The sequence below is a fragment of the Neolewinella agarilytica genome (assembly GCF_900110645.1).
GTDB lineage: Bacteria > Bacteroidota > Bacteroidia > Chitinophagales > Saprospiraceae > Neolewinella > Neolewinella agarilytica.
This window is the reverse complement of sequence record NZ_FOFB01000010.1, coordinates 26,197-48,143: the sequence shown is the minus strand read 5'-3', so window position 1 is coordinate 48,143 and position 21,947 is coordinate 26,197. Positions and strand designations below refer to the sequence as shown.

The window sequence follows — 21,947 nt, the reverse complement described above, 5'->3', positions numbered from 1 at the left end:
CAGCTCGTCGGCCGAGCGTTACGACGAAGGAGTTTCGCTCGCCCGCCGAGTGTAGGAAATCTACCTGACAACCCACTAGTTTATGCACCATGATTTTGTCAGCGCTACGCTTGCTAGCCATCGGCTGAAGCCGAGGCTACAGTAGTCGCGGCTTCAGCCGCTGACTAGCAGTGCGTAAAAGCCCGCCGGAGCTGTGTAAATAAAACTACGGTCGGTCACCGAACCAACGTTTCAGTATGAAAAGCTACCGGTTTGTCTGAATTCAGGTATTGTGTTTAGTAAGGTCAGTTGATCTTATTAGGTTTAGGCCAGAATTGAAATAGGTTATTATCAAAAGCTATTTACCTTTTGATGAAAAATTTTATCCTCTCAATACCTAAAATAGCATTATTAATGAAACCCTTGCACTTACTATTATTGATTTCTTTTTTCGGATACTTCACCGTTGTTTCGGCCCAGATTGGAACAGAAATACGTGTTCATGATGGAGGGCGGGGTGGCCTTATGATGTCCCACGACGGTAGATGCAGCGGGGTGATCAATGCAATAGCACTTGGTAATAGTGGCCCATTCAATAGGGGGGATTTTTTTGCTGCTGGAAATCAATTTGAAGATGATTTTATAGAAAATTACCCTCACAAATTAAGTACAATCAATTCTTTCTATCGATGTTTTACATATGGAGGGCTTCAAGAACAAATTGTTCTTGATGCGCTAGGGTTACCTCATAACAATACTAGTCCGTCTAATTTCGGTGGTAAACCAGATGCTTATGGAAAAGGTTATTTTTGGGACTTTGATGATTCGGAAAGTTTTATTCCGACAACTTTTTATGCTCCTATAATGGTAGAAATAAAGGCTCGATATGCGAATGATTTTTTTGATTACACGAGCATTAATAGTACTCAGTTTAATAGGTATTTAGATTATCTAAGTGACCCTAATAATGTTTATAGGCCAAATGAAACAATTTCGCATGCTCTAATTATGGTCTTGCCGTCTGGAATCGAATTTTCACCTGACGATATTGAGAAATGTTCAAGAAAAAATATTCCATTTTACATAGCAAGAGTACAGAAAAAAGTAAATACAGCTAGAAATCCTAAATTTCTTACAAGAGTCACGCCTCCTAATTTAAAAAATGCTGATAAGCTAGATTATTCTTATACTAATGCTAGGAGATTTCCCTATTGGTTAGTTGAGGTAACTCTTGAATATAGGACGATGTGTTCCTTTGATTATAATGTCATTGAAGCAAATTTTGAAAATTGGGCAAATGATTTCGAACAGTCTTATCTAATTCCTTCTTCCATACCCTCTGACGCAGAAGAAGAGTGTGAAGACAGAACCTAAAATGATATTGTCTTTCCGGTTTAAAAGTTGATAAATATAGACAGAGTATGATTAAGGACTATTTTTTAAATTCTAAGTTAGGCGTTCCTTATTCATTCAGATATTATAATCTTGATTCTTTTCAAGAGGTTATCGACGAATTAGACAGAGAGGGACAAGTAGAACTTGACGAGCACGACATTTTTTACAAGAATAATCAAAGTCTGATTTATACCTTTGAAGATGGTAGAGTGGTCGTTTTTACTGGTGGTTCAATTTACTTGTTTGAGTCAGAGTCATATAGCATTTGGTTGTATGATTCAGGAGAGATTGACCGCGTTGTTAACGATTCTCCAAAGGTTTTTATTAAAAGCAGGAGTGAAAATATTCTTAGTGCGCATCTAATATCAGATCTAGTTGCGGGAGTTATCTTAGAATTTGCAACATTTCAAGTCCATCAATCGAATCAGGATAGAGACGTTTATTTGACACCTAACGGGTGGCTGATTGTTCAAGACTTAATCAAATTTGAAAATTACCTTCTATTAGAAGATGAAGCGATTAAGTTTTGAGCGTGTACGGGTTCAATCTCAACAAAGCCCGTGTTCGGAGTTTACACAAGCGAAATTGCTTTTTCCTCACGGATACTCTTGCTTTCCTTTGCTCTCTAAAAGCTTTTTTGCACCCGCGTCCGCGCCCAAATTTGCACAGGTAAGCTAGCTCAACCCAGCGTACAACGCTCTCTTAAATTCCCCTTAAAACCCGCCCAAGTCGCCCCCTGACTCAACCCTCGCCCCCCGCCAAACATTTACTTCCCACAGGCGCAAAACACCATCGTATGGGGTTGGTAGGTCCGGAAGCGAAACCTTAAATTTGCTGACCGGCTCTTTCTACCTAATAATCAAGGGTGTTTGGCCGTTGTATACTCCCGGGCTTTCGTCCGGCAAATCGCTTCCCCAGCCGGCAAAACCGCCGGCCGCAAATGATGATCTATGAAATCCCGAGGTACGCTCCTATTTTCCGCCCTCTTCATGGCACTTTTTGGCTTTTTGGCCGCTTACCTGCCTGAGCCAACGCCTCCCGGCGACAAACAGTCCGTCATCATCCAAACGATGATGCAGAACCTGGCCCGCTTCCATTATCAGCCGATGAAGATCGATGACGCGTTCTCCGGCCGTGCCTATGACTACTACCTCAACGATGTGGACGGTGCCCGTCTGTTCTTCACCCAGGAGGACATCGCCGCCTTCGCCCCGAACAAGTTCATGGTCGACGATCAGGTAAAAACCGGTAGCTACGAATTTTTTGACCTCGTGCAGGAGCGCTGGGGAAATGCTCTCGATAAAACAGAGGCATACTTCAAGGACATCCTGAGTAAGCCCATCGACCTGGAGCGCGGGGGTGAAATCACCGTCCGGGACGATGATTCCGGCTGGGCGGCCAACGATAAAGCACTGCGCAATTACTGGGAGGAGTACATCACCCGGGATATTCTGAATCAGATCATTCAGAAAGAAGAAGAAAACCAAAAAGATGAAGAGCTTACCGTAAAGCCAAGCACCAAAGAGGTGGAAGAGCAGGTGCGCAAGAAAACCCTCGAACGCTACGAAGGCTGGTTCGAACGGATGCGGGAGGCCAAGCTTTCCATGCGCCGCAGCCAGTACCTGAACGCGCTCACGAGCATGTTCGACCCCCACACCAGCTACTACCGGCCGAAGGATAAAGAAAGCTTCGATATCCGCTTTAGTGGTCGACTGGAAGGCATCGGTGCAACGCTGCAAAACCATGATACCTATACCAAGGTGGCTACGCTGGTAGTGGGTGGACCGGCCTGGAAAGCCAAGGAACTGGAAGAAGAAGACCTCATTATGGCCGTCCGCCAGGAAGGCGAAGAGGAAGCCGTGGATATCAAGGATATGCTCGTCGAAGACGTCGTGCAGTACATCCGTGGTAAAAAGGGAACCACTGTATTTCTGAAGATCAAGAAGCCCGATGGCACGATCAAGGAGATCAGCATCGTACGCGACGTGGTGGTGATCGACGATCGTTTCGCCAAGTCGCTCATCGTGGACGGAGCTGGCGAAGGCGAGAAAGTAGGCTACATCAATCTGCCCAGCTTCTACGCCGACTTCCAGAACGAAGACGGCCGCTTCAGCGCCAAAGACATTAAGATTGAGCTCGAAAAGCTCAAAGACCGCGAAGTGGATGGTATCGTTCTTGACCTGCGCAACAACGGTGGTGGATCGCTGCGCGACGTAGTGGATATGACCGGCTTCTTTATCCCCGAAGGCCCCGTTGTTCAGGTGGCCGGCCGTGGCGGCCGGAAGGAAATCCTCCGCGACAAAGACCCGAGCGTGATCTGGGACGGCCCGCTGGTCGTACTTGTTAACCAATACTCTGCTTCCGCCAGTGAGATCCTCGCCGCGGCCCTGCAGGATTATAACCGCGCCGTCATCGTCGGCAGTACCTCTACCTTCGGCAAGGGTACCGTTCAGCGTTTCATCGATCTGGATCGCACGATTCCCGGCCGTACGGACATCAAGCCCCTCGGCACCGTCAAGCTGACGATGCAGAAGTTCTACCGCATCAACGGAGGCTCTACCCAGCTACGTGGTGTTGAGCCCGATATTGTGCTGCCCGACAGTCGCTCCCTGTTGGAAACCGGCGAGCGCCAGCAAACGGCTCCCCTGAAGTGGACCAAGATCGACGCGGCAGATTATAGCCAGAATGTGTATCAGATTGACTTCATGGAAACCCTCCGCGAAAAGTCAAACGAGCGGGTTGCTTCTAATGCTACCTTCCAGAAAATCGCCGAGAACGCCAAGCGCGTTAAGCGGCAGCGCGACCGCAAGACCTATCCGCTTTCACTGACGGAGTATCAGGCCATGGACCGCGCCAATAAGACGGAAGCAGAAATGTATAAAGACCTCTTTGACGACGTCGTGAACCCTGGTGTTTTTAACATCGAAGTCGACCTGGAAGAAATCATGGTCGATGAATCCAAGGAAGCTCGCAACGATGAATTTAAGAAAGGTGTCGGCAAGGATGTGTACATCCAGGAGGCGCTGAACATTATTGCGGATATGCGGGAGTTGGAGTAAAGGCCTGAGGCTTTTATGTAGACGGGAAAGGCGCTGCGCGCTTTCCCTTGTATACGCCGCTTCGCGGCTTTTAGGACTTCGCCTCCGGTAATGATTTGCCGGAGGCGAAGTGGTTTTGGGCTACCTCGGTTGAGGACCTCCGGTCCGAATCAGGCAAGGGAGCGCAGCGACTTTGCCTGTGTAAGCCCGTCACGATCCAAAGCTGCCGCGCATACCCGCTCCGGGAGCCTTCGGCCCCGTTCGCGTTCGACGCGGGAGCGTCTCAACCAGCAACGACACAAGCCCGTTGAGCCTGCTCCACATGCCGCCAGTTATGGTAAATCACCACCCGTAGCGTATCCCCCAGCCGAAGGCGAACGAGCTCGGAGAGGCTGGTACCGGTTTTAGTCCGCGTCAGGTCTACGCGGCTGGCGAGTTGGAGTAGCTCCAGTATTTCCTCTTGCTGGCGGATGAATTCCTCGATGGCGGAGCGATCCGGAGCGGGGTCAAAGTTAACGGGGTTGGCTTTTTTGAAAGTATTAATCTTGCGCGTTTGTGGGCCGGGCTTCATGCCGGCGGCAAAGTAATTGCCAAGCCAGGAAGAAGTGAAGGTTTCGGTGTTAGTACGGTGCTTCGTTGCGTTGATTTGCTTACGGATTTCGGGTAGGTAATAGTCACCGTAGTAATTCAGATGAGCAAAATTTTCCAGCGCATTCCAGGCATCGGGGCGTCCCGCAGTACTGCGGGACAGGTGCAGGGTGGTGTCATCGAGCGCAAGGAAGTCCCGGCCGGCAGCCAGGTTACTGCGGGTGCGTTCGGTGAGTTGGGAGAGGAGGTCCTGGGCGGAACGAGCTTTCATCGGGTACTGTTTTGGTTAAAGTATACCGCAAAGTTCTGGCCACTGAATTGCGTGAATCTTGATTTGACGCAAGAATTTAGCTAATCAAGTAATCCAGCCCCACTCATCGCTTCACAAAAGTAGACGCCCAGCGCTGTTCTCCATCTTCCACCGTCAGGTGGTAGACCCCGGGGAGTAAGCTTTTTACGTCAATGCTGTAGTTGACTTCGCCCGTAAAAGGAATGCTGGCGCGATGCCTCCTGATTAGCCTGCCAAGTTGGTCCGTAATGGAAAAAACGAGATGCTGTCCCCAATCCCCTCGGGGCTGTACGTTGAGCAAATCGCTTGTCGGGTTGGGAAATGCTATTCCACCTACGACTTCTGCTGAGTTCCAAGGTACACTCACCGATGTTGTGTCCAGGCAAGAAGGACGCAGTCTGCCTTCCGCGTCTACTTTCAATATCCAGCCGCGTTGCCGAAAGGCTTCAGTGGTATCTGTCTCGAAGTTAGTGATTTCCCGCTGACTCTCTCCTACCATGATGAAACCACCGTCCGAAGTCGGCTTGAGGTCATAAATTTTATTGTTAACACTAATCGTATCGCTCTCCCCAAAGGCAGAATACAATCGCCGCCAGAGGAGCTTGCCATCCGGCGTAAACTTAATGAGCTGTACGACCTTTTGAAAAGTTAGTTCCGGAGTGTCGGCGGGAATAGCCTGACTGTAGACCGTAACAAAATTTCCGTCCTGGGTAGGTGCAATGTCCGCAATTCGGCTCTCCCACTCAAAATCATCGGGCCGGGTGAAGTCTCTTTCCCACTCCAGCCCCAGGGTGTCGTTAAATTTGAAAATTCGAGGATCTTCATAGTAAGCAGCATTACACCTGGGATTAGTATTTAAATAGGTTAATCGTTGGGCGTGAAGGTAGATGGAGCCGTCAGGGGCTTCATGTAAGGAGGTGTTGGAAGAAGAAATTAATGAGGTGTCGTTAAAGCTAAATTCATGTAAGTAGAAACTCAAGGTAGGATCATACTCTCGTATATGTAGTTTTGTGTATGGTTCACAGAACGTACCTGATTCGATTTCACAAAATAAAACTAGAATATTTCCATTGTCTCTAGCTAATAGGTCTTGTACAGAAGTTTGGGAAAGAGGTGATACTTGTATTATTAATGATTTGTTTAAGTTTAGCATAGAGTCTACTTCAAGTACAATAGCGTCTTGAAAGAAGTCCGGGTGTTCACTTTTGTAATTACCATAAACAAAGAACTGTTCATTAATTTCCTTTACTCCGATTCCCGTAAAAAAACCTTGATCGGGATAAGAAAAGTGTGGTACGGTACGGATCAAAAGAGAGTCTGAGTTTAGGTCATGCTTGCCGAGTAAAAGCTCTCTACCAGTTCCGTTGACATAACCCGTAAAGTATAGTTGTTCGCTTTTACTGATGAAACTCTCTCTTGCCCATGATTCCAGGCTTTTTTCATCATTGTAAGCAGTCTTGTTGACAAAGTAATTTCCGGTATAGTCTGCGGTATAAATTATCGAGCCGATTGGATGGGGGAACTCATTACTGCGAACTATTCCAACTGTTTTATAGCTGTTCTCATACGGCACCACAGCATTGAAAATAGTGTTTAGCTGACTTGTCTCCGTTCTTACGTTAAAGGTGCACGGAGTTTGAGCAGCTGCTTCGCTCCCGCTAAAAAATAGTAACACAAAAAGCGATGATAGTAGTATGCCCGGGAAAATAGAGGAGTTCATAGTCTCTGGAAATAAGCTGCGCCAATAGGCAATTATCTTGTCATGGCTTTGTTAGCCTCAGATGTGGCTGTGCCTGGTAATACACCACAAGTAGTATTAGAGGCCTGACTAAACAAGGAGCCATTAATGAAAAGAAAGGCTAGTACGATTCCTACATGGTGTAGTAATCTTGGGCGGAGTAAACATAACTCAATTGGGTTGTTTGGTGAATAAAATAGTGCCAGGTACAATACCTGATATTTTGATGTTTTAGTACTCCGGTAAGTTAGAGGCTAAAGTTGGTTTAGAGAAATAACCAAACGAGAATAGATGGAAATTTTCATCATGACCGACGAATCCGCGACAGCGTCTCCGCCGTCATCCGCAAATAATTGGCGATGTACTTAGCGGGAATTTCCTGAAAAAGCCGCGGGCTGCGTTCCAGGACTCTGCGGTAGCGCTCCGCCGGATCATTGGTTAACAGATCAATTTCCCGCTCCAGCTGACCGATGATCATCCAGGACATGATGTTCTGCCACAAGCTACTCAACTCCGGTTGCTCCGCGATGTGTTTGATGTAATCTGATTTGCGGATCATCTTCAGCGTACACTTCCTGATGGCCTGGGCGTACAGTATCGTTGGTTGCCCACTGATGAAACAATCTATAGCCGTAAAGAAATCTCCCTCATACCCAAAGCGGATAATCTGCTCTTCGTCATTGACCAGCACGAAGGACTGTAACGTCCCCCCAACCACGTAATAGATGTTGTCGTCCAGATCGTCCGCCATGTGGAGATAGTCTCCCCGTTTAAGCACAATGGTCTTCTGCCAGAGCTGGTGCTCCTGGATATAGTCGTGGAGGGTTTTCAGGGGAGAAAGCATGGTCCAAAATTAAGGATATATGGGGCTTCCTGAACCGGGAGTAAAAAAGTTTCTCTCGTTTATGGAATCGGAATGCCCATGGCGTCCCTATGGTGAAAGTTGGGCGAAGCGGCTGAATACAGCTGTTCAATAGCTCACAAAATGTCTTGCTGTAACGGATGCTGATCCAGCCGCATTAAGCAGCAAACGGGGAAGCTTATTCCCGGCTACTACTAGTGGTCGGGAACCGAGATTCGACACACCTTAAGCTTGTTGTCGCGGCGCTATGCGGCACGGCCCGAACTCCACCGTAGCTACGGCTATGCTGAAGTTCGTTCCGCACCACCTAGCACCACGCTAACGGCGCTTAAGCTAGGTCGAATCTCAATCCCCGACCACTACCACCCGGCAGTTTTCCATTGCCACCAAATCAACACACTCATGCTTTTACTTCCCATCACCCTTTTCGCTACTTCTGTTGCCATCTTCTTCCGCCCCGTAACGCGTATTCTCCGGGCCGATTACGATGTAACTAACCCCTTCATGAGCAAAATGATTGATGATCTGAGATAGACAGATCGATCCTCCCCGCTTACCGTCATTTTTTTCTTCTACATCCCGCCCGTTATGCACAAGCCCGAATCTTTTTTACAAGCCCTTCAGGGAAAGAGTAACGTCTATTACTTCGCTAATGGAGAGGTGAACAACCGGGTGGTGTCTTTTCCCGGCCCTGCGGGAGCTCCACTGCTGGTGTTTGTGGCGAACTGGCGGGCAAAACTGAAGCACTGGAAGTCCTTCATCAAAGTATTGCAGCAGAAGCACCGCGTGCTCTACTTTGAAACCCGCGAGAAGGAAGCAACACAGTACCGGACGGAAGCTCCGGACCTGTCCGTAACGGCCATGGCAGAAGATCTTACTCGTTTTCTCAATCTGGTGGAACGCCCCTATCATTTGCTGGGCGTTTCCGTTGGCACCTCCGTTATTCTACGGTCTTGGGCCAAGCTGACAAATAAGCCGGAGTCACTGATTCTTCTCTGCCCCGTGCTAAAGGTGAAGATGCCGGCTTACTTCCGGGTCTTTCCCTTTATTGACATCAAAACGTTCACGCGCTACGCGCCTTTGCTGTACCGCTTGTTGTGTGTCTCTCCCCGGCTGAAGTCGGTCCAGAAAACCCTGCGCCGGGCCATGACGGAGAAGGACTTTACCGAAATTGCGGTGATGAAGGCTTCCGTTCAGCAGCTGCTCACCATGCCGGACCCATTGGCCTGCAGCAACTGCCGCCCGACCGGGCGGACGCTCATCGTCCGCTCCCTGCAAGACCCTCTACACTCTGCCGCGGATGCTGACCGGGTGATGCAAGGCATTGGCGCTACGGACGCTTTCAGCTGCCCTGATTTCCGCAGCGTCCACGCAGCCGAGACGGCGGAGCGCTTACTGCCGTTCCTGCGGAGGGAGAGTTTTGTGGGGTGAGTGAACAACCCCGTTCAATAAAAAAAACGTAGAGACAGGGCGCTCCCTGTCTCTACGTTTTTTTATTGAACCTGTTTGTGGAATACTCCCCTGCCCATCGTCCCTAGATAAAACCACGGACTATGCGCTATCTTTTCCTCTTGCTTCTAATAACTTTCCTCTGCACCTGCGCCCGCGCCCAGTTCACCATGACGGCTTCTATCGGCCTGGCGGATGAACAGTGTACGGCGCCCATCACTGACCCGAATACGGATTGTATTGCCGTTCCAAACGGTGAGGACATGCTCAGTTACCTGCCTGGGCAGGACGGAGACATCATCATTACCTATCGCCTGACCAATAACTCCGGCGGTACCATTACTATGGCTTCCGTTACGGATAGCGACCGGGGTGTCATTGTGCCGGTTTCGCCAATTACCATTGTGCCGGGGCAAACCGTGACGGCCAACCGGATTTTTCCCGCCGAAACACTTCCCCGAACGGTAACGGCCACCGTTACCGCTAACGTCCAGAATGCCGCCGGCGCCAGCGCTACGGTGACGGGCCAATACACGCTGGATGTTGTGGCTCCAGCGGTGGATGTCGAATTCGGCGTCGCCCGCCAGGCGGATGTTTGCGATAACGAACCTACAGCGCCAAATTGTAACGTTCCCTACGGTGCCCTTAACGGGCAGACCATTACCGTCGGTGCGCTGGATACCTTCACGACCCGCTTTGCGTGGACCAACGCGGGCCTGAGTACCTTCGACATGGAAAACCTGGTCGATCAGGACGGGTTTCAGGTCGGCAATACCGGCTTCGATCAAGTACCCGGCCAGACCCTTATCTCCTCCCGCCACTGGGAGGCTCCGGCTTTGCCCGGAACCTATAACTACAGCCAGACGCTGACGGTTACCGATTTTGCCGGCAATGAAGCTGTTCGGACGGTCACCTTCGTGGTAATTGTACAGGCCCCACAGGTAAGTGTCGAATTCGGCGTTGCCCGTCAGGCGGATGTCTGCGATAACGAACCTACAGCGCCGAATTGTAGCGTTCCCTACGGTGCCCTTAACGGGCAGACCATTACCGTCGGTGCGCTGGATACTTTCACCACCCGCTATGCATGGACGAATACCGGTCTGGGAGAATATGACCTGATCAATTTGGCTGATCAGGACGATTTTCAGATTGCGAACACCGGCTTTGACCAGGAGCCCGGGCAGACTTTAATTTCCTCCCGCCACTGGGAAGCTCCTGCTTTGCCCGGCACCTACGACTTCAGCCAGCTGCTGACGATCACCGATCAGGGAGGAAATATGGTGACGGCCGAGGTGACTTACATCGTCATCGTTGAAGCTCCTATGGTGGAAATTGAATTCGGCGTTGCCCGCCAGGCGGATGTCTGCGATAACGAACCTACAGCGCCGAATTGTAGCGTTCCCTACGGTGCCCTTAACGGGCAGACCATTACCGTCGGTGCGCTGGATACTTTCACCACCCGCTATGCATGGACGAATACCGGTCTGGGAGACTATGACCTGATCAATTTGGCTGATCAGGACGATTTTCAGATTGCGAACACCGGCTTTGACCAGGAGCCCGGGCAGACTTTAATTTCCTCCCGCCACTGGGAAGCTCCTGCTTTGCCCGGCACCTACAACTTCAGTCAGCTGCTGACGATTACCGATCAGGGAGGAAATATGGTGACGGCCGAGGTGACCTACATCGTCATCGTTGAAGCCCCCATGGTGGAAATTGAATTTGGCGTGGCTCGCCAGTCAGACGTTTGTGATAATACCATCGCTCCAAACTGCCCGGTTCCTTACGGACCTGTAAATAGCCAAACGGTCACCTTGGGCGCCGGAGATACGTTGACGACCCGCTTTGCCTGGACGAACACCGGCCTTGGCGACTATGACCTCATTAATATCGTCGATCAGGATGGTTTCCAGATTGCCAACACTGGTTTCGACCAGACTCCCGGTCAAACGCTGATCTCCGCCCGTCATTGGGAAGCACCAGATAGTCCTGGCACTTACAACTGGAGCCAGACCCTGACCATTACGGACCAAGGGGGCAATGTCATTACTGAAACGGTCACTTTTAAGGTGGTTGTAGATTGTTCTCTGGGAGATTTTGCTCCGCCTACCGCGCTTTGTCAGGACCGGACGGTAACGCTTACCGAAGGAGAAACGGTTAACATCAATGCCGGTCAGATCGATGACGGAAGTTTCGATGGCTGCGGAAATTTAGCCGGAGGCGGTATCGACATATCTTCTTTTACCTGTGATGACGAAGGGCCGAATACGGTAACCCTGACGGTAGGGGATCTGGCAGGAAACTCTGCCAGCTGTACCGCAACGGTGACGGTGGTGGTAGAAGAGGCGATCTCTTCCGGATCAGCGGGGAATTGTGTGCAGACGGTGACTCCCGTTACGGGCGGGCAGGCCTGGTGGGACATCGAAGACCCTGATGGCAAGCTGATCGCTCAGGTGATCGTTGGGAACAATACGAACATCAGTGGAGTCAGAGCCGGTATCTATACTTCAGCAGCTATGACCGAAACGGTGAGTGGTAATCCCTTACTCAGTAAGCGAACTTTCCTGCAGCTGTTGGACGGAAGCGGACAAGTCGTTCAGCCAAACAGCGAACCGCTCTACGTTCGGCTTTACTACACGGAAGCTGAAGTAAACGCCTTATTGGCGGCCGACCCTGAAATGGGGATTGGCGATCTGGCCATCATCAAAGCCGACGGCGAAGAGTGTGGAAGCGGATATACGGGGCAGAATGCTACGTCAATAAGTGCGACCCTGGAAAGAACCGGATGTGCGGATGAAGATTATTATTTCGAATTCTTTACGGGCTCCTTTTCTACCTTTTACCTTTTTTCCAACGATGCGCTATTGCCGGTAGAGCTGACCACTTTCGAAGCCCGCGCCATCGAAAAGCAGCGCGTACAACTGGACTGGATGACGACGACCGAAACAGATAATGACCGCTTCGAGATCGAGCATAGTGTGGACGGGCAAACGTTCACGCAGCTGGGCGCGGTCGCAGGTGCAGGGGGCAGTTCGGAGGAGCAGTGGTATGACTTCGTCCACGAAACCCCCGTCTCCGGCCTCAACTACTACCGCCTACGCCAGATTGATTTCGATGGCACGGAGACGCTGAGCGAAGTTCGGGTAGTAGAGGTGACGGGCGCCAGCCAGCTTAGCCTGTACCCCAATCCGACGGTGGATGAACTTTGGGTCAAAGGCTTCGTCGGAGGAAACGTTCGGGTGCTTGACGCACAGGGTCGTATAGTTCTGGGGCAAAGCCTTCTGGAAGGGCAATCGCTTGATGTGCGCGCTCTGCCTTCAGGCATCTACCTGCTCCAACTCCCAACGGAGACGCTGCGCTGGGTGAAACGGTAATCAACCATCGGGCGGAGGAGCTCCAGCTCCGACTCACGACTGAAGCCGAAGGCTTTTGGAGTGGGCTTGCGCTGTAGCATGCTTGTTTCATTCACGGTGTGTAATCCGGGCAAAATCGTTTCTCGCTACCGTCGATGTCGGAGCTGGAGCTCCTCTCCCCCAAAGAAACACTGTCGTTGGTGATCATATTGATCAATGATGGTTTGTAACATAGTCCGAATGGAGCGACATTCGGTTTTTTCCCCACCGTGGCTTGCTGCGGTGGGGTTTTTAATTTCCTGGTCTGACGACTTTAGCCCCTCTGCTCACTTCTTCTTAAACTTCGCCAGCGCCTGCTTCGCCTCTGCCGTCAGCACCAGCCGACCGGAGATCTCCGCACGCTCTTCGATCAGGTAGGGCCAGCCCCGGGTGCCCTCCCAGAGGGCTTTTTTAAGCTCGGCGGCGGCCTGCGGACTATACTTTGCCAGCTTAGTGGCCAGGTCTTCAGCGGCGGTATTGAGCTCTTCATAAGTGTGAAAGAGTCGTTGGTAAAGCCCTTTTTCGTGGGCCCAGCGGGCGTTGTGCCACTCCGTGTCGAGGCAGAGCTCGGAGGTGGCCGCCGTGCCCATCTTCCGGCGCAGCGCCGGAAGGATGACGAAGGGCCCGATGGCGATGGCCAGTTCACTGAGTTTAATACTGGCGGCTTCGGTGGCGAGACAGTAGTCCGCTGCGGCGGCGATGCCGACGCCACCACCAATAGCCTTGCCCTGTACGGCGACAACAATGGGCTTGGGGCAGGCCCGCATGGCGAGTAGCAAATTGCCGAAGCCCATGAAAAATTCCTTGCCTCCTTTACGGTCTTCAATGGCCAGTAGCTCGTCGAGGTTGGCCCCCGCGCAGAAAGTCCGTTCGCCACCGCTACGCAGCAGGATGCAGCGGGTATCTTCATCGTTGCCGGCAGCATCGATGGCGGCTACCACTGCCCGCAGCTGATTAGACGGGAAGCTGTTGTGCGCCGGATGAGAAAAAGTGATGTGACGGACGCCGCTGGGCATCAGCTGGCTGTTGATTTCACCGTTGGGGTTCATGTGTTGGATTTATGTGGTGGTTGGGTGGGGCGAAGGTAGGGTTTATATTGGACCGGCCTCATGTGAATAGCCTTAATCTACCGTCTCAGGATATGTACAGATTAGTGGGGAGTGAGGGACCAACCAGCACCCCGTACCTTACCGGGCCAGTCCAATCGCCTGCCCTGCCAGCCCTTCCTGCTGGCTTTTATCGATCTTTTTATCGAGGGTACTGACGGAGCAGTGGGGAGCGTTTACTGTACTGTGCAACAGGGTGGGTATCGTCTTCTGCTGCGCCCATAATTTTGCTGGGGCGGCCGGGAAATCCGGCTTCTAAAGTCTTTTCTCTGCACCTGCGTCCGCGCCCTCACCCATTCATCATTGAAACATTATCCATCGCTTTCACCCCGCCAGCCGTAAATTACGGTCGATTTCAAGCCCAACTTACTATGTATACCAAGCAAAAAACGATACTGAACAACCGACTCTTCCTGATACTTTTCGCCTTTGTGCTGGCGCTGCCACTCAGCAGCCAGCAGCTGGAAGGTATTGCTACTTTTTATGGTGATCGCTTTGATGGCAAACTAACGAGTACGGGAGAGGTTTTTCTCCACAAAGGATATACGGCTGCCAGTAAGGATTTGCCCTGGGGAACCATCGTGGAAGTGACGAACGTTGCAAACGGTAAAAGCGTCCAGGTACGGATCAACGACTGCGGTCCTCACCTCAAAGGCCGGATCATCGACCTGACGAAAGCCGCCGCTACCGATCTGGATTTCATCAAGCAAGGAGAAGCCAAGGTGAGCCTGCGCATCATCCGGAGCAGTGACTCCGGTCCGACCTGTAGCCGGGGAGCATGGGCTAAGCAACTTCGTAAAGAAGGGAAGTCGATTCCACCACCGCCTCCGGCCTGGACACCAGGCAGCACGAACGGTGGTTCTACGGTCGTAACCACTCCATTGCCCACGGGAACTGTCGAGGGAATGGCCAGCTACTACGCCGATCGGTTAAACGGCCGCTCGACCAGTACCGGCGAAACATATGACCTGACAAAGTTTACTGCCGCCAGCAAACTATACCCTTACAACAGCATTCTGGAAGTAACTAACGTCGTTAGTGGAGCTAAAACCCGCGTACGTGTAAATGACTGTGGTCCGCATTATGAGGACCGCATTCTGGACCTGAGCCGGGCTGCTGCCAAGCAGGCGGGCATTCTGGAGGCGGGCGTTGCCCGTGTGCACGTACGGGTGGTGAGCATGGGCCAGGACGGGCCTACCTGCGACCGTGGCGCCTGGGCTAAAGCCCAGCGGGAAGCCACCAGCGAGGCCAATACTACTGCTCTCAGCCCCGGCCAGGCACCACCACCCGCCCCAACGGTAACGGGTGAGGGCTCTGCACCCGCTACCTACCAGACCCCGGCACCGCCGAACACGGCCCCGGCTTCTACTGCTGTCCCTACGGCAGAAGTCTACGGCGTACAGGTAGCGGCCTTTGGGAACCGGGCGAACGCCATACAGGCGGTTGCCGATTTGAAAGAAAAAGGATTTACGGATGCTTACACCATCACGGACGGGAAGATCTCTCGTGTCTACGTGGGCAAAGCTCCTACGGCGGAAGATGCCGCCCCCACCAAGCAGGCACTGACCAAGGGCGGATATCCGAAAACGGTCGTCAAAAAAGTCAGGGTGCCCGCTTCGGATGCCGCGCCGGTTACTTACGGTCAGGCAGCAGTAGCGCCCCCCACGCCCGCTACACAAGCGGAGACCCAATACACGGCTAAGCCCACGGATGCACCAACCTTTGACCCCGCAGATATTCTCTTTGGCGTACAGGTAGGCGCCTATAAATCAAAGGCAGGAGCAGAAAAGGTCGCCAAAGATCTGGAAGCGAAAGGCTTCCCGATGGTCTTCACCGCTACGGTAGGAAAAGTGACCCGGGTCTTTGCCGGGAAGTACTATTTTCAGGGACAGGCCGAAGACCTGAAAGATAAACTCAGTGAAGCGGGCTATCCCGGTACCTCCGTAAGAAGGGTGCAGTAGGCAGGATGATACCGGACGCTTTCAGAATTGGCGTATTAAGCCGGTATCAATGACAGCAAAAATGCCGGCATGATGAGCAGGATGATCAGCACCAAAAGTCTCCAGCTTTTATTATCGATATTCATGCTAGTATTGACGAAACCAAGGCCCCGAAGTTACTTTCCGTCGCCAGTTTAATTATTTAATAACGATCGGGCCTGGTCCTATTAACGAGAATTAACGATTGCTCTTTTTAAATCGTAACCTACACTTCCTCTTCCATGATTTTATATAAGACTAACGACAATTGGTTCAGTGACATAAGCCACTTGTTTACCTCCTGGACGATGCAACGAATTGTGCGTTCAGTAGTGGGGATTGGCATTTACGCAGCCGTCTTTGTTTGGGCTACGGAATATTTTGAATTGGAGGAGTTCCTGATGATGGACACAACAGTATTCTCTCTTTTGGGGGTTATTCTGTCCCTGTTCCTGGGCTTCCGTACGACCACGGCCTACGATCGTTGGTGGGAGGCACGTAAGCAATGGGGAGCATTGGTCAATAATTCCCGTAATCTGGCGATCTACGTAGACAGCATGTGGCCGGAATCCGATACGGGGATCCGCCGTTTCATGGCCAAGCACATTGCCAACTTCTGTATCGGCCTGGCCTGGCACCTCCGCGATGGGGTGGAGCTGGAGAAGCTCATCTACCTGAGCCCGGAAGAAGAGGGCTACTACCAGAGTAAGGATCACGTCCCGAACTTCATCGCGCTGCGCATCTTTCAGCGCATTGCCGCGGCTCACCGCGACGGGGTAATTAATGAGGGAGATTACATCAACATCAAGGCGCAGCACCAAAGCTTGCTGGATATTCTCGGAGCGTGTGAACGAATCAAGAAAACACCCATCCCTTTCAGCTACAATGTGTACCTGAAAATTTTCATCACCGCCTACGGTATTCTCTTGCCCTGCGGCCTGGCGGAAGGCTTCGGCTGGACGACAATTCCCATCACCATGCTCGTCTTTTTCGCACTGCTGGGAATAGAATTAATGGGTGAAGAAATCGAAGACCCCTTTGGCCTGGACTGCAATGATCTCCCCACCGCAGACATCGCTCACACCATCAAGCGGAACGTCTTCGAAATTCTGGAAGACCGGACCCCGGCGGAGCGGGAGGGGAAGGAGCTGTACACTAAAGTTTTTTAGTTCGTTGGTCCGTTGGTTTTTTGGTCTGTTGGTCTTTTGGGCTGCCGCACGTTGGAGGTGTTATAGGCGGCAAAGGAAGATTTTGCCTCAACGCCTCCAAATTGCAGTAGCCTCCAACGCCTCCAACGTGCGGTAGCCTCCAACGCCTCCAACGTGCGGTAGCCCAACGAACCAAAGGACCAACGAACCAACAAACCAATCACCTCTTCACCACCGTCCGCACCACTTCCAATTCATTAAAGTCAGTAATCCGGAGGTAGTAAATGCCGGGGCTGGTTTTACGTCGCTTAGGGGCCAGGTTCAGGAAATTGTCGCCGGCAACGACGTGCCACAGCTGGCTGTGCACGAGCTGGCCGTTAGCATTAAGGAGCTCAATGACCAAAGAGCCGTCTTTAGGGACGTTGAGGTCCAGGCGAAGCTCACGGTCAAAGGGATTCGGAGAGACGACGAGTGATTCGAGATAAGTGGCTTCCGGGCGCGGCCGCGGGTGCGAGGTGGGTTCCTTGGGAGGCAAGGGAAGTTGAGGTAGCATTTGCTTAATCGTATCCTTAACCCAATCCATGCCGGTAGGCTCAGGAACTTCCATGATCATGATGCCCATGATCATTGGGTGTTGCTCCTCGGGCAGCGGGATGGTATCCGGAATCGGACAAATAATTTCTCCTCCGGGAATAGTGTCCGGAATGGGCTCGACGACGATGTCCCCAACGATTTCATCCTCTATGCGAGGGTGGATGGCGATCTTGCCGACTACGGGCGGACGAGGTGGCAGGCTGTCCGCCGTTACCGGTTTGGCCGTCATTTCACCGCGGATGGTTGTAGCGTCAGCGTCCGTAGAAAGGTGCGCGGCGTTGATGGCCCGTATGTTAGCCAGGGTAGCATCTTTTGTTTCCACTTTGGCGGGGCTCTCCGGAGTCGGGAGGGCCGACTGAGCCTCCATCGCCGCTGACGAGAGCAGCAGGCCGGCCGTAGCGGCGGCTACTTTCAGCGGGCTCGCCCGGCGGTCAGAGATGGCGCGGAGTGGCCGTTCGAGCTGATCGGGGCGGAAGCGACCACACATACGGCCTTTGTTCTCCCGGGCGTAGGCATGGAGTTGGTCGTCGGTGAAGCCCGTAAAGTCGGTTACATTCTTCGCGCAACTGTCGCAGTGGCGGGCAGTAGTGCCGGAAACCGGGGTCATGCCATTCCAGTCCTCATGACAGGGAGTAGGGACGGATATTTTCAACGGAGTGTAAGCCATGGTAAAGATGTTCTGGTTGATCAGTAGATGCAGGCTGGAGAGAGAATGCACACTGCGGGAGGGAAAACTTTGCGCTGATACTTTTCACATTGCACCTGCGTGTGCGCCAAAATCGCCTGTCATCTATTCCATCTCGCTTATCTTTTCCCCGCTGCGGGGCACTACGGCAGTCGCTGCGTATAAGTCTGCTTACCTCGCTATGCCTCAAGGTTTCGGATACCGATCATTGTGTCGCGCAAAATCGGGAATCGAGAATCGAGAATCCCAAATCGCTAATCTTCTTCTTGCTATCCGTACCTTTGCGGCACTTTTTGATATGAGTGAATTATTGGATCAAGTTGACAAAAGCCGCCTCCCCCGTCACATCGGGGTGATTATGGACGGCAACGGCCGCTGGGCCAAGGACCGGGGGAAGCCCCGCGTCTTCGGGCATCACAGTGCCGTAGAATCCGTAAGAGCCACGGTGGAAGCCTGCGCAGAGCTGGGCGTCGATTGCCTGTCTTTATACGCCTTCAGTACCGAAAACTGGAGTCGGCCAGAGATGGAAGTGGGCGCTTTAATGCAGTTGCTGGTGGACACTATTGGCTCCGAAATGGAGACTTTGCTGAAAAATAATATCCGCCTGCGCTCCGTCGGGGATACCAGCAAGTTGCCCGAGGCCACTCGTGATGCACTGAAGTTTGGCATCGCGAACACGGCGAAGAACGAGGGTATGGAACTCATCCTGGCACTTAACTACAGCGGTAAGTGGGACCTGACCCACGCCATCCGGCGCATCGCCGGAGAGGCCGCTGCCGGCAGGCTAAACCCCGTCGATATCGACGAAGAACTCATCGATCAACAGTTGTCTACCCGGGAGTTCCCTGACCCCGAACTCATCATTCGGACCAGCGGCGAAAACCGACTAAGCAACTTCTTTCTCTGGCAGGCGGCCTACTCCGAATTTTACTTCAGTCCCGTTTTCTGGCCGGAGTTCCGAAAGCCCGATCTTTACGCTGCCATCATCGACTTTCAGCAACGGGAACGACGTTTTGGCAAAACCAGCGAACAACTCAGCTAAGCTCAACCAACCCCAGCGGCATAATCCCTGTCTATTCAACCGGTACTTCCGGCCTACCCCGATTTTGGCGGGGCGCAAATCAGCGACGAATGAAACTAAGTGTATTCTTCTTATCCGTTTTCTGTCTGTTCACGTTTGCTACGGTAAGCGCACAAACGGACTCACTGGACCTTCCCGTTTACAACTACACGCAACCTCAGGAATATGAGATCGGTGCCATCACGGTGGCCGGTGCGTTCTTTGCCGAGCAGAACGCCATTATTGGTGTGACGGGCCTGAGCGTAGGCGATAAAGTCCGGATTCCCGGACCAGACATCCCCCGTGCCATCAAAAACCTTTGGAGACTTCGTCTCTTCACCGATGTATCCATCGAGCAGGAAAAAACGATCGGAGATGTTATCTTCCTTGTCGTACGGGTGGAGGAACGCCCCCGTTTTCTGCGCCACAGTTATGTAGGAGTGAAACAGGGCTTGCACGAAGACCTGAATGAGGTAGTGAACACCTACATCGTTCGCGGAGGCATCGTTACGGAAGACGCTAAGGTGAACGCTGCTGAGGGAGTCCGGAAGTTTTTCATTGAGAAAGGCTTTCTTGACGCTGCCGTTGAGGTGGAAGAAATCGTTGACTCTTCCCGTGCGAATTCTGTTCGCCTGGTGTTTGACGTAGAGCGCGGAGACCGGGTGAAAATTGCGGAGATTAACTTCAATGGCAACACGGCCATCAAAGACAAGAAGCTGCGTAAGAAAATGAAGGAGACGTCTCAGAAGGGGCGAATCTTCAAAAGTTCCAAATTCCGTCCGGAAGAATATAAAATTGATCAGGAAGCAATCATCGCTTTCTATAACACCCAGGGTTACCGGGATGCGCGGGTACTGGGAGATAGCATTTACCGAAACGAAGACGGTGAGCTGGTGATCAACGTTGACCTGAATGAAGGCAACCAGTATTACTTCCGCAATATCACCTGGAAAGGAAATTCCATTTACGACGATGAGACGCTTGCCCGCGTACTGGCCATCGAAAAAGGAGATATTTTCAACGAAGAAGAACTGCAAAGCCGCCTGAGCTTCAGCCCGGACAATGCGGACGTATCTTCCCTTTACATGGACAATGGCTACCTCTTCTTCAGCGTAGACCCCATCGAGGTCGCCATTGCCGGCGACTCTATCGACCTGGAGATGCGCATCTTTGAAGGCCCGCAGGCGACGATTGATAAAGTGACCATCGAAGGTAATGACCGGACGCACGAGCACGTCATCCGCCGCGAAGTCTTCACCCGCCCGGGGCAGAAGTTCTCCCGCTCGGACATCATCCGCAGCCAGCGGCAAATCATCGGCCTGGGCTACTTTAATCAGGAGACCCTCGGCATCGATACGCCCGTTAACCCGGATCGTGGAACGGTGGACATCAAGTACACCGTAGAAGAAAAGCCAAGTGATCAGTTGGAGCTCAGTGCTGGTTGGGGTGGACGCCGGGGCGTTATTGGCACGCTGGGCGTGACCTTCAATAACTTCTCCCTGCGCAACGTCTTCAACAAAGAAGCCTGGCACCCGCTCCCACAGGGAGACGGGCAGCGACTGAGCCTGCGGGCACAGACCAACGGCCGCTTCTTCCAGAGCTACAACGTCAGCCTGACCGAGCCATGGCTCGGTGGTAAGCGTCCTGCTTCCCTGACGGTTTCCGGCTTCTACAACAAGTATGACCTCGGTATTACTACGGCACCCCGTAAGCTGATCATTAAGCAGGCTTCCGTAAGCCTCGGTACCCGCCTCCGCTGGCCGGATGATAACTTCATCCTCCGTAGCGGTATCAACGTTCAGCAGCTGGTCCTTGATAACTGGAGCCAACTCTTTACCACCGATGCCGGTGAGGCCGTTACGACGGGTAACTATAATAACTTCAGCTTCCAGTTCACCCTGGCCCGCACAACGGCTACGGACCCGATCTTCCCTAAGCAGGGCTCTAACATCGAGCTGACGGTTAAGCTGACGCCTCCCTACCGCCAACTCGGTCTGGTGGACGACGACCCCGAAAAGCTCAACAACCCGGAAGACCGCTTCCGCTATCTGGAGTACCACAAATGGCGCTTGAATGCCGACTGGTACACACCACTGGTGGGTAAGCTGGTGCTGAAGACCCAGGCCAAGATCGGCTTCCTGGGGGCTTATGACAACGAAATTGGTGTTGCTCCCTTTGAGCGTTTCCAGCTCGGTGGCGACGGTATCAACAACCAGCAGTTCCAGTTTGCCGGCGTTGACATTATCAGCCTGCGTGGTTACGAAACGACCGATCTGCCCAATAACTCCATTATTAGTAGTACAGGACTCGAGCGTGAGGTTGCTACGCCCATCTTCAGCAAGTACACCGTAGAACTCCGCTACCCGCTTAGTTTGAATCCTTCCAGTACTATCTATGTATTGGCCTTCGCCCAGGGCGGTAACGCCTGGCGCTCTGCCCGTGACTTCAACCCATTTGACCTGAAGCGCTCCGTAGGCTTCGGTGCCCGTGTCTTCCTGCCGATGTTCGGTACCCTTGGCTTTGACTGGGGCTACGGATTTGATAAAGACCTGTTGGATGAGAGCGTGAAGCCTTCCACATTTAACATTATTCTTGGCTTTGAGCCGGAGTAAAAAACGCTAAGCGTTTTTTTAGACGAAACCTTG

Annotated in this window: 15 protein-coding genes; 10 read left to right on the top strand and 5 right to left on the bottom strand. The window is 52.2% G+C overall.

From position 1 onward, the window contains the following. The first annotated feature begins 351 nt into the window (after positions 1-351). The 3 genes from BM123_RS10365 (at position 352) to BM123_RS10355 (ending at position 4,433) form a co-directional block, all read left to right on the top strand. Positions 352-1,353 (top strand): hypothetical protein, encoded by a 1,002-nt coding sequence (locus BM123_RS10365; RefSeq protein WP_139211839.1) that lies wholly within the window; start codon positions 352-354, stop codon positions 1,351-1,353. Positions 1,354-1,400: 47 nt separating this feature from the next. Next, a complete protein-coding gene (locus BM123_RS10360) occupies positions 1,401-1,904 on the top strand; it encodes a hypothetical protein (RefSeq protein WP_090168012.1) in 504 nt (167 codons plus the stop codon). Positions 1,905-2,324: 420 nt separating this feature from the next. Further along, positions 2,325-4,433 (top strand): carboxy terminal-processing peptidase, encoded by a 2,109-nt coding sequence (locus BM123_RS10355; RefSeq protein WP_090168009.1) that lies wholly within the window; start codon positions 2,325-2,327, stop codon positions 4,431-4,433. Between the two features lie 262 nt (positions 4,434-4,695). Here BM123_RS10355 and BM123_RS10350 read toward each other — a convergent pair whose 3' ends face one another. From BM123_RS10350 to BM123_RS10340, 3 genes are all read right to left on the bottom strand, one after another. Beyond that, positions 4,696-5,271 (bottom strand): DinB family protein, encoded by a 576-nt coding sequence (locus tag BM123_RS10350; RefSeq protein ID WP_090168007.1) that lies wholly within the window; start codon positions 5,269-5,271, stop codon positions 4,696-4,698. A 103-nt stretch (positions 5,272-5,374) separates the two neighbouring features. Next, the gene (locus BM123_RS10345) at positions 5,375-7,009 is read right to left on the bottom strand and encodes a T9SS type A sorting domain-containing protein (protein ID WP_139211838.1); all 1,635 of its coding nucleotides are present in this window, start codon (positions 7,007-7,009) and stop codon (positions 5,375-5,377) included. 322 nt (positions 7,010-7,331) lie between these two features. Beyond that, on the bottom strand, positions 7,332-7,871 hold the full coding sequence (locus BM123_RS10340; protein ID WP_090168003.1) for a Crp/Fnr family transcriptional regulator: 540 nt from the start codon (positions 7,869-7,871) through the stop codon (positions 7,332-7,334). A 420-nt stretch (positions 7,872-8,291) separates the two neighbouring features. Between BM123_RS10340 and BM123_RS24685 the strand changes: the two genes are divergently transcribed. The 3 genes from BM123_RS24685 to BM123_RS10330 all read left to right on the top strand — a co-directional run bounded on the left by BM123_RS24685 (position 8,292) and on the right by BM123_RS10330 (position 12,712). Continuing rightward, positions 8,292-8,423 carry a hypothetical protein gene (locus BM123_RS24685; protein ID WP_262490453.1) on the top strand — a complete coding sequence of 44 codons (132 nt, stop codon included), beginning with the start codon at positions 8,292-8,294 and terminating at the stop codon, positions 8,421-8,423. A gap of 54 nt (positions 8,424-8,477) precedes the next feature. Further along, positions 8,478-9,320: an alpha/beta fold hydrolase gene (locus BM123_RS10335; RefSeq protein ID WP_090168001.1), complete on the top strand. Its 843-nt coding sequence runs from the start codon at positions 8,478-8,480 to the stop codon at positions 9,318-9,320. 122 nt (positions 9,321-9,442) lie between these two features. Further along, a complete protein-coding gene (locus BM123_RS10330; protein ID WP_090167999.1) occupies positions 9,443-12,712 on the top strand; it encodes a T9SS type A sorting domain-containing protein in 3,270 nt (1,089 codons plus the stop codon). A 305-nt stretch (positions 12,713-13,017) separates the two neighbouring features. On the opposite strand, the gene BM123_RS10325 is transcribed toward BM123_RS10330, so the two are convergent. Continuing rightward, positions 13,018-13,779, bottom strand: a complete 762-nt coding sequence (locus BM123_RS10325) for an enoyl-CoA hydratase/isomerase family protein (protein WP_090167997.1) — start codon at positions 13,777-13,779, stop codon at positions 13,018-13,020. Between the two features lie 428 nt (positions 13,780-14,207). Here BM123_RS10325 and BM123_RS10320 point away from each other — a divergent pair, with 428 nt between their 5' ends. Together BM123_RS10320 and BM123_RS10315 are read left to right on the top strand one after the other, a co-directional pair. After that, positions 14,208-15,797, top strand: coding sequence for a septal ring lytic transglycosylase RlpA family protein (locus BM123_RS10320; protein WP_139211837.1), 1,590 nt, complete (start codon positions 14,208-14,210; stop codon positions 15,795-15,797). Between the two features lie 260 nt (positions 15,798-16,057). Further along, entirely contained in the window at positions 16,058-16,984 is a 927-nt protein-coding gene (locus tag BM123_RS10315; RefSeq protein ID WP_090167994.1) for a bestrophin family protein, read from the top strand. Positions 16,985-17,183: 199 nt separating this feature from the next. Here BM123_RS10315 and BM123_RS10310 read toward each other — a convergent pair whose 3' ends face one another. Next, positions 17,184-18,275, bottom strand: a complete 1,092-nt coding sequence (locus tag BM123_RS10310; protein WP_090167992.1) for a T9SS type A sorting domain-containing protein — start codon at positions 18,273-18,275, stop codon at positions 17,184-17,186. 265 nt (positions 18,276-18,540) lie between these two features. Here BM123_RS10310 and BM123_RS10305 point away from each other — a divergent pair, with 265 nt between their 5' ends. Both BM123_RS10305 and BM123_RS10300 read left to right on the top strand, forming a co-directional pair. Continuing rightward, positions 18,541-19,284 carry an isoprenyl transferase gene (locus tag BM123_RS10305; protein ID WP_090168228.1) on the top strand — a complete coding sequence of 248 codons (744 nt, stop codon included), beginning with the start codon at positions 18,541-18,543 and terminating at the stop codon, positions 19,282-19,284. An 89-nt stretch (positions 19,285-19,373) separates the two neighbouring features. Further along, complete coding sequence (locus tag BM123_RS10300) at positions 19,374-21,914, top strand: BamA/OMP85 family outer membrane protein (RefSeq protein WP_090167991.1); 2,541 nt, start codon at positions 19,374-19,376, stop codon at positions 21,912-21,914. Positions 21,915-21,947: the final 33 nt, after the last annotated feature.

Coding starts and splice junctions, on each gene's coding strand:
- BM123_RS10365 (WP_139211839.1), top strand. CDS start 352: ATGAAAAATTTTATCCTCTCAATACCTAAAATAGCATTATTAATGAAA.
- BM123_RS10360 (WP_090168012.1), top strand. CDS start 1,401: ATGATTAAGGACTATTTTTTAAATTCTAAGTTAGGCGTTCCTTATTCA.
- BM123_RS10355 (WP_090168009.1), top strand. CDS start 2,325: ATGAAATCCCGAGGTACGCTCCTATTTTCCGCCCTCTTCATGGCACTT.
- BM123_RS10350 (WP_090168007.1), bottom strand. CDS start 5,271: ATGAAAGCTCGTTCCGCCCAGGACCTCCTCTCCCAACTCACCGAACGC.
- BM123_RS10345 (WP_139211838.1), bottom strand. CDS start 7,009: ATGAACTCCTCTATTTTCCCGGGCATACTACTATCATCGCTTTTTGTG.
- BM123_RS10340 (WP_090168003.1), bottom strand. CDS start 7,871: ATGCTTTCTCCCCTGAAAACCCTCCACGACTATATCCAGGAGCACCAG.
- BM123_RS24685 (WP_262490453.1), top strand. CDS start 8,292: ATGCTTTTACTTCCCATCACCCTTTTCGCTACTTCTGTTGCCATCTTC.
- BM123_RS10335 (WP_090168001.1), top strand. CDS start 8,478: ATGCACAAGCCCGAATCTTTTTTACAAGCCCTTCAGGGAAAGAGTAAC.
- BM123_RS10330 (WP_090167999.1), top strand. CDS start 9,443: ATGCGCTATCTTTTCCTCTTGCTTCTAATAACTTTCCTCTGCACCTGC.
- BM123_RS10325 (WP_090167997.1), bottom strand. CDS start 13,779: ATGAACCCCAACGGTGAAATCAACAGCCAGCTGATGCCCAGCGGCGTC.
- BM123_RS10320 (WP_139211837.1), top strand. CDS start 14,208: ATGTATACCAAGCAAAAAACGATACTGAACAACCGACTCTTCCTGATA.
- BM123_RS10315 (WP_090167994.1), top strand. CDS start 16,058: ATGATTTTATATAAGACTAACGACAATTGGTTCAGTGACATAAGCCAC.
- BM123_RS10305 (WP_090168228.1), top strand. CDS start 18,541: ATGAGTGAATTATTGGATCAAGTTGACAAAAGCCGCCTCCCCCGTCAC.
- BM123_RS10300 (WP_090167991.1), top strand. CDS start 19,374: ATGAAACTAAGTGTATTCTTCTTATCCGTTTTCTGTCTGTTCACGTTT.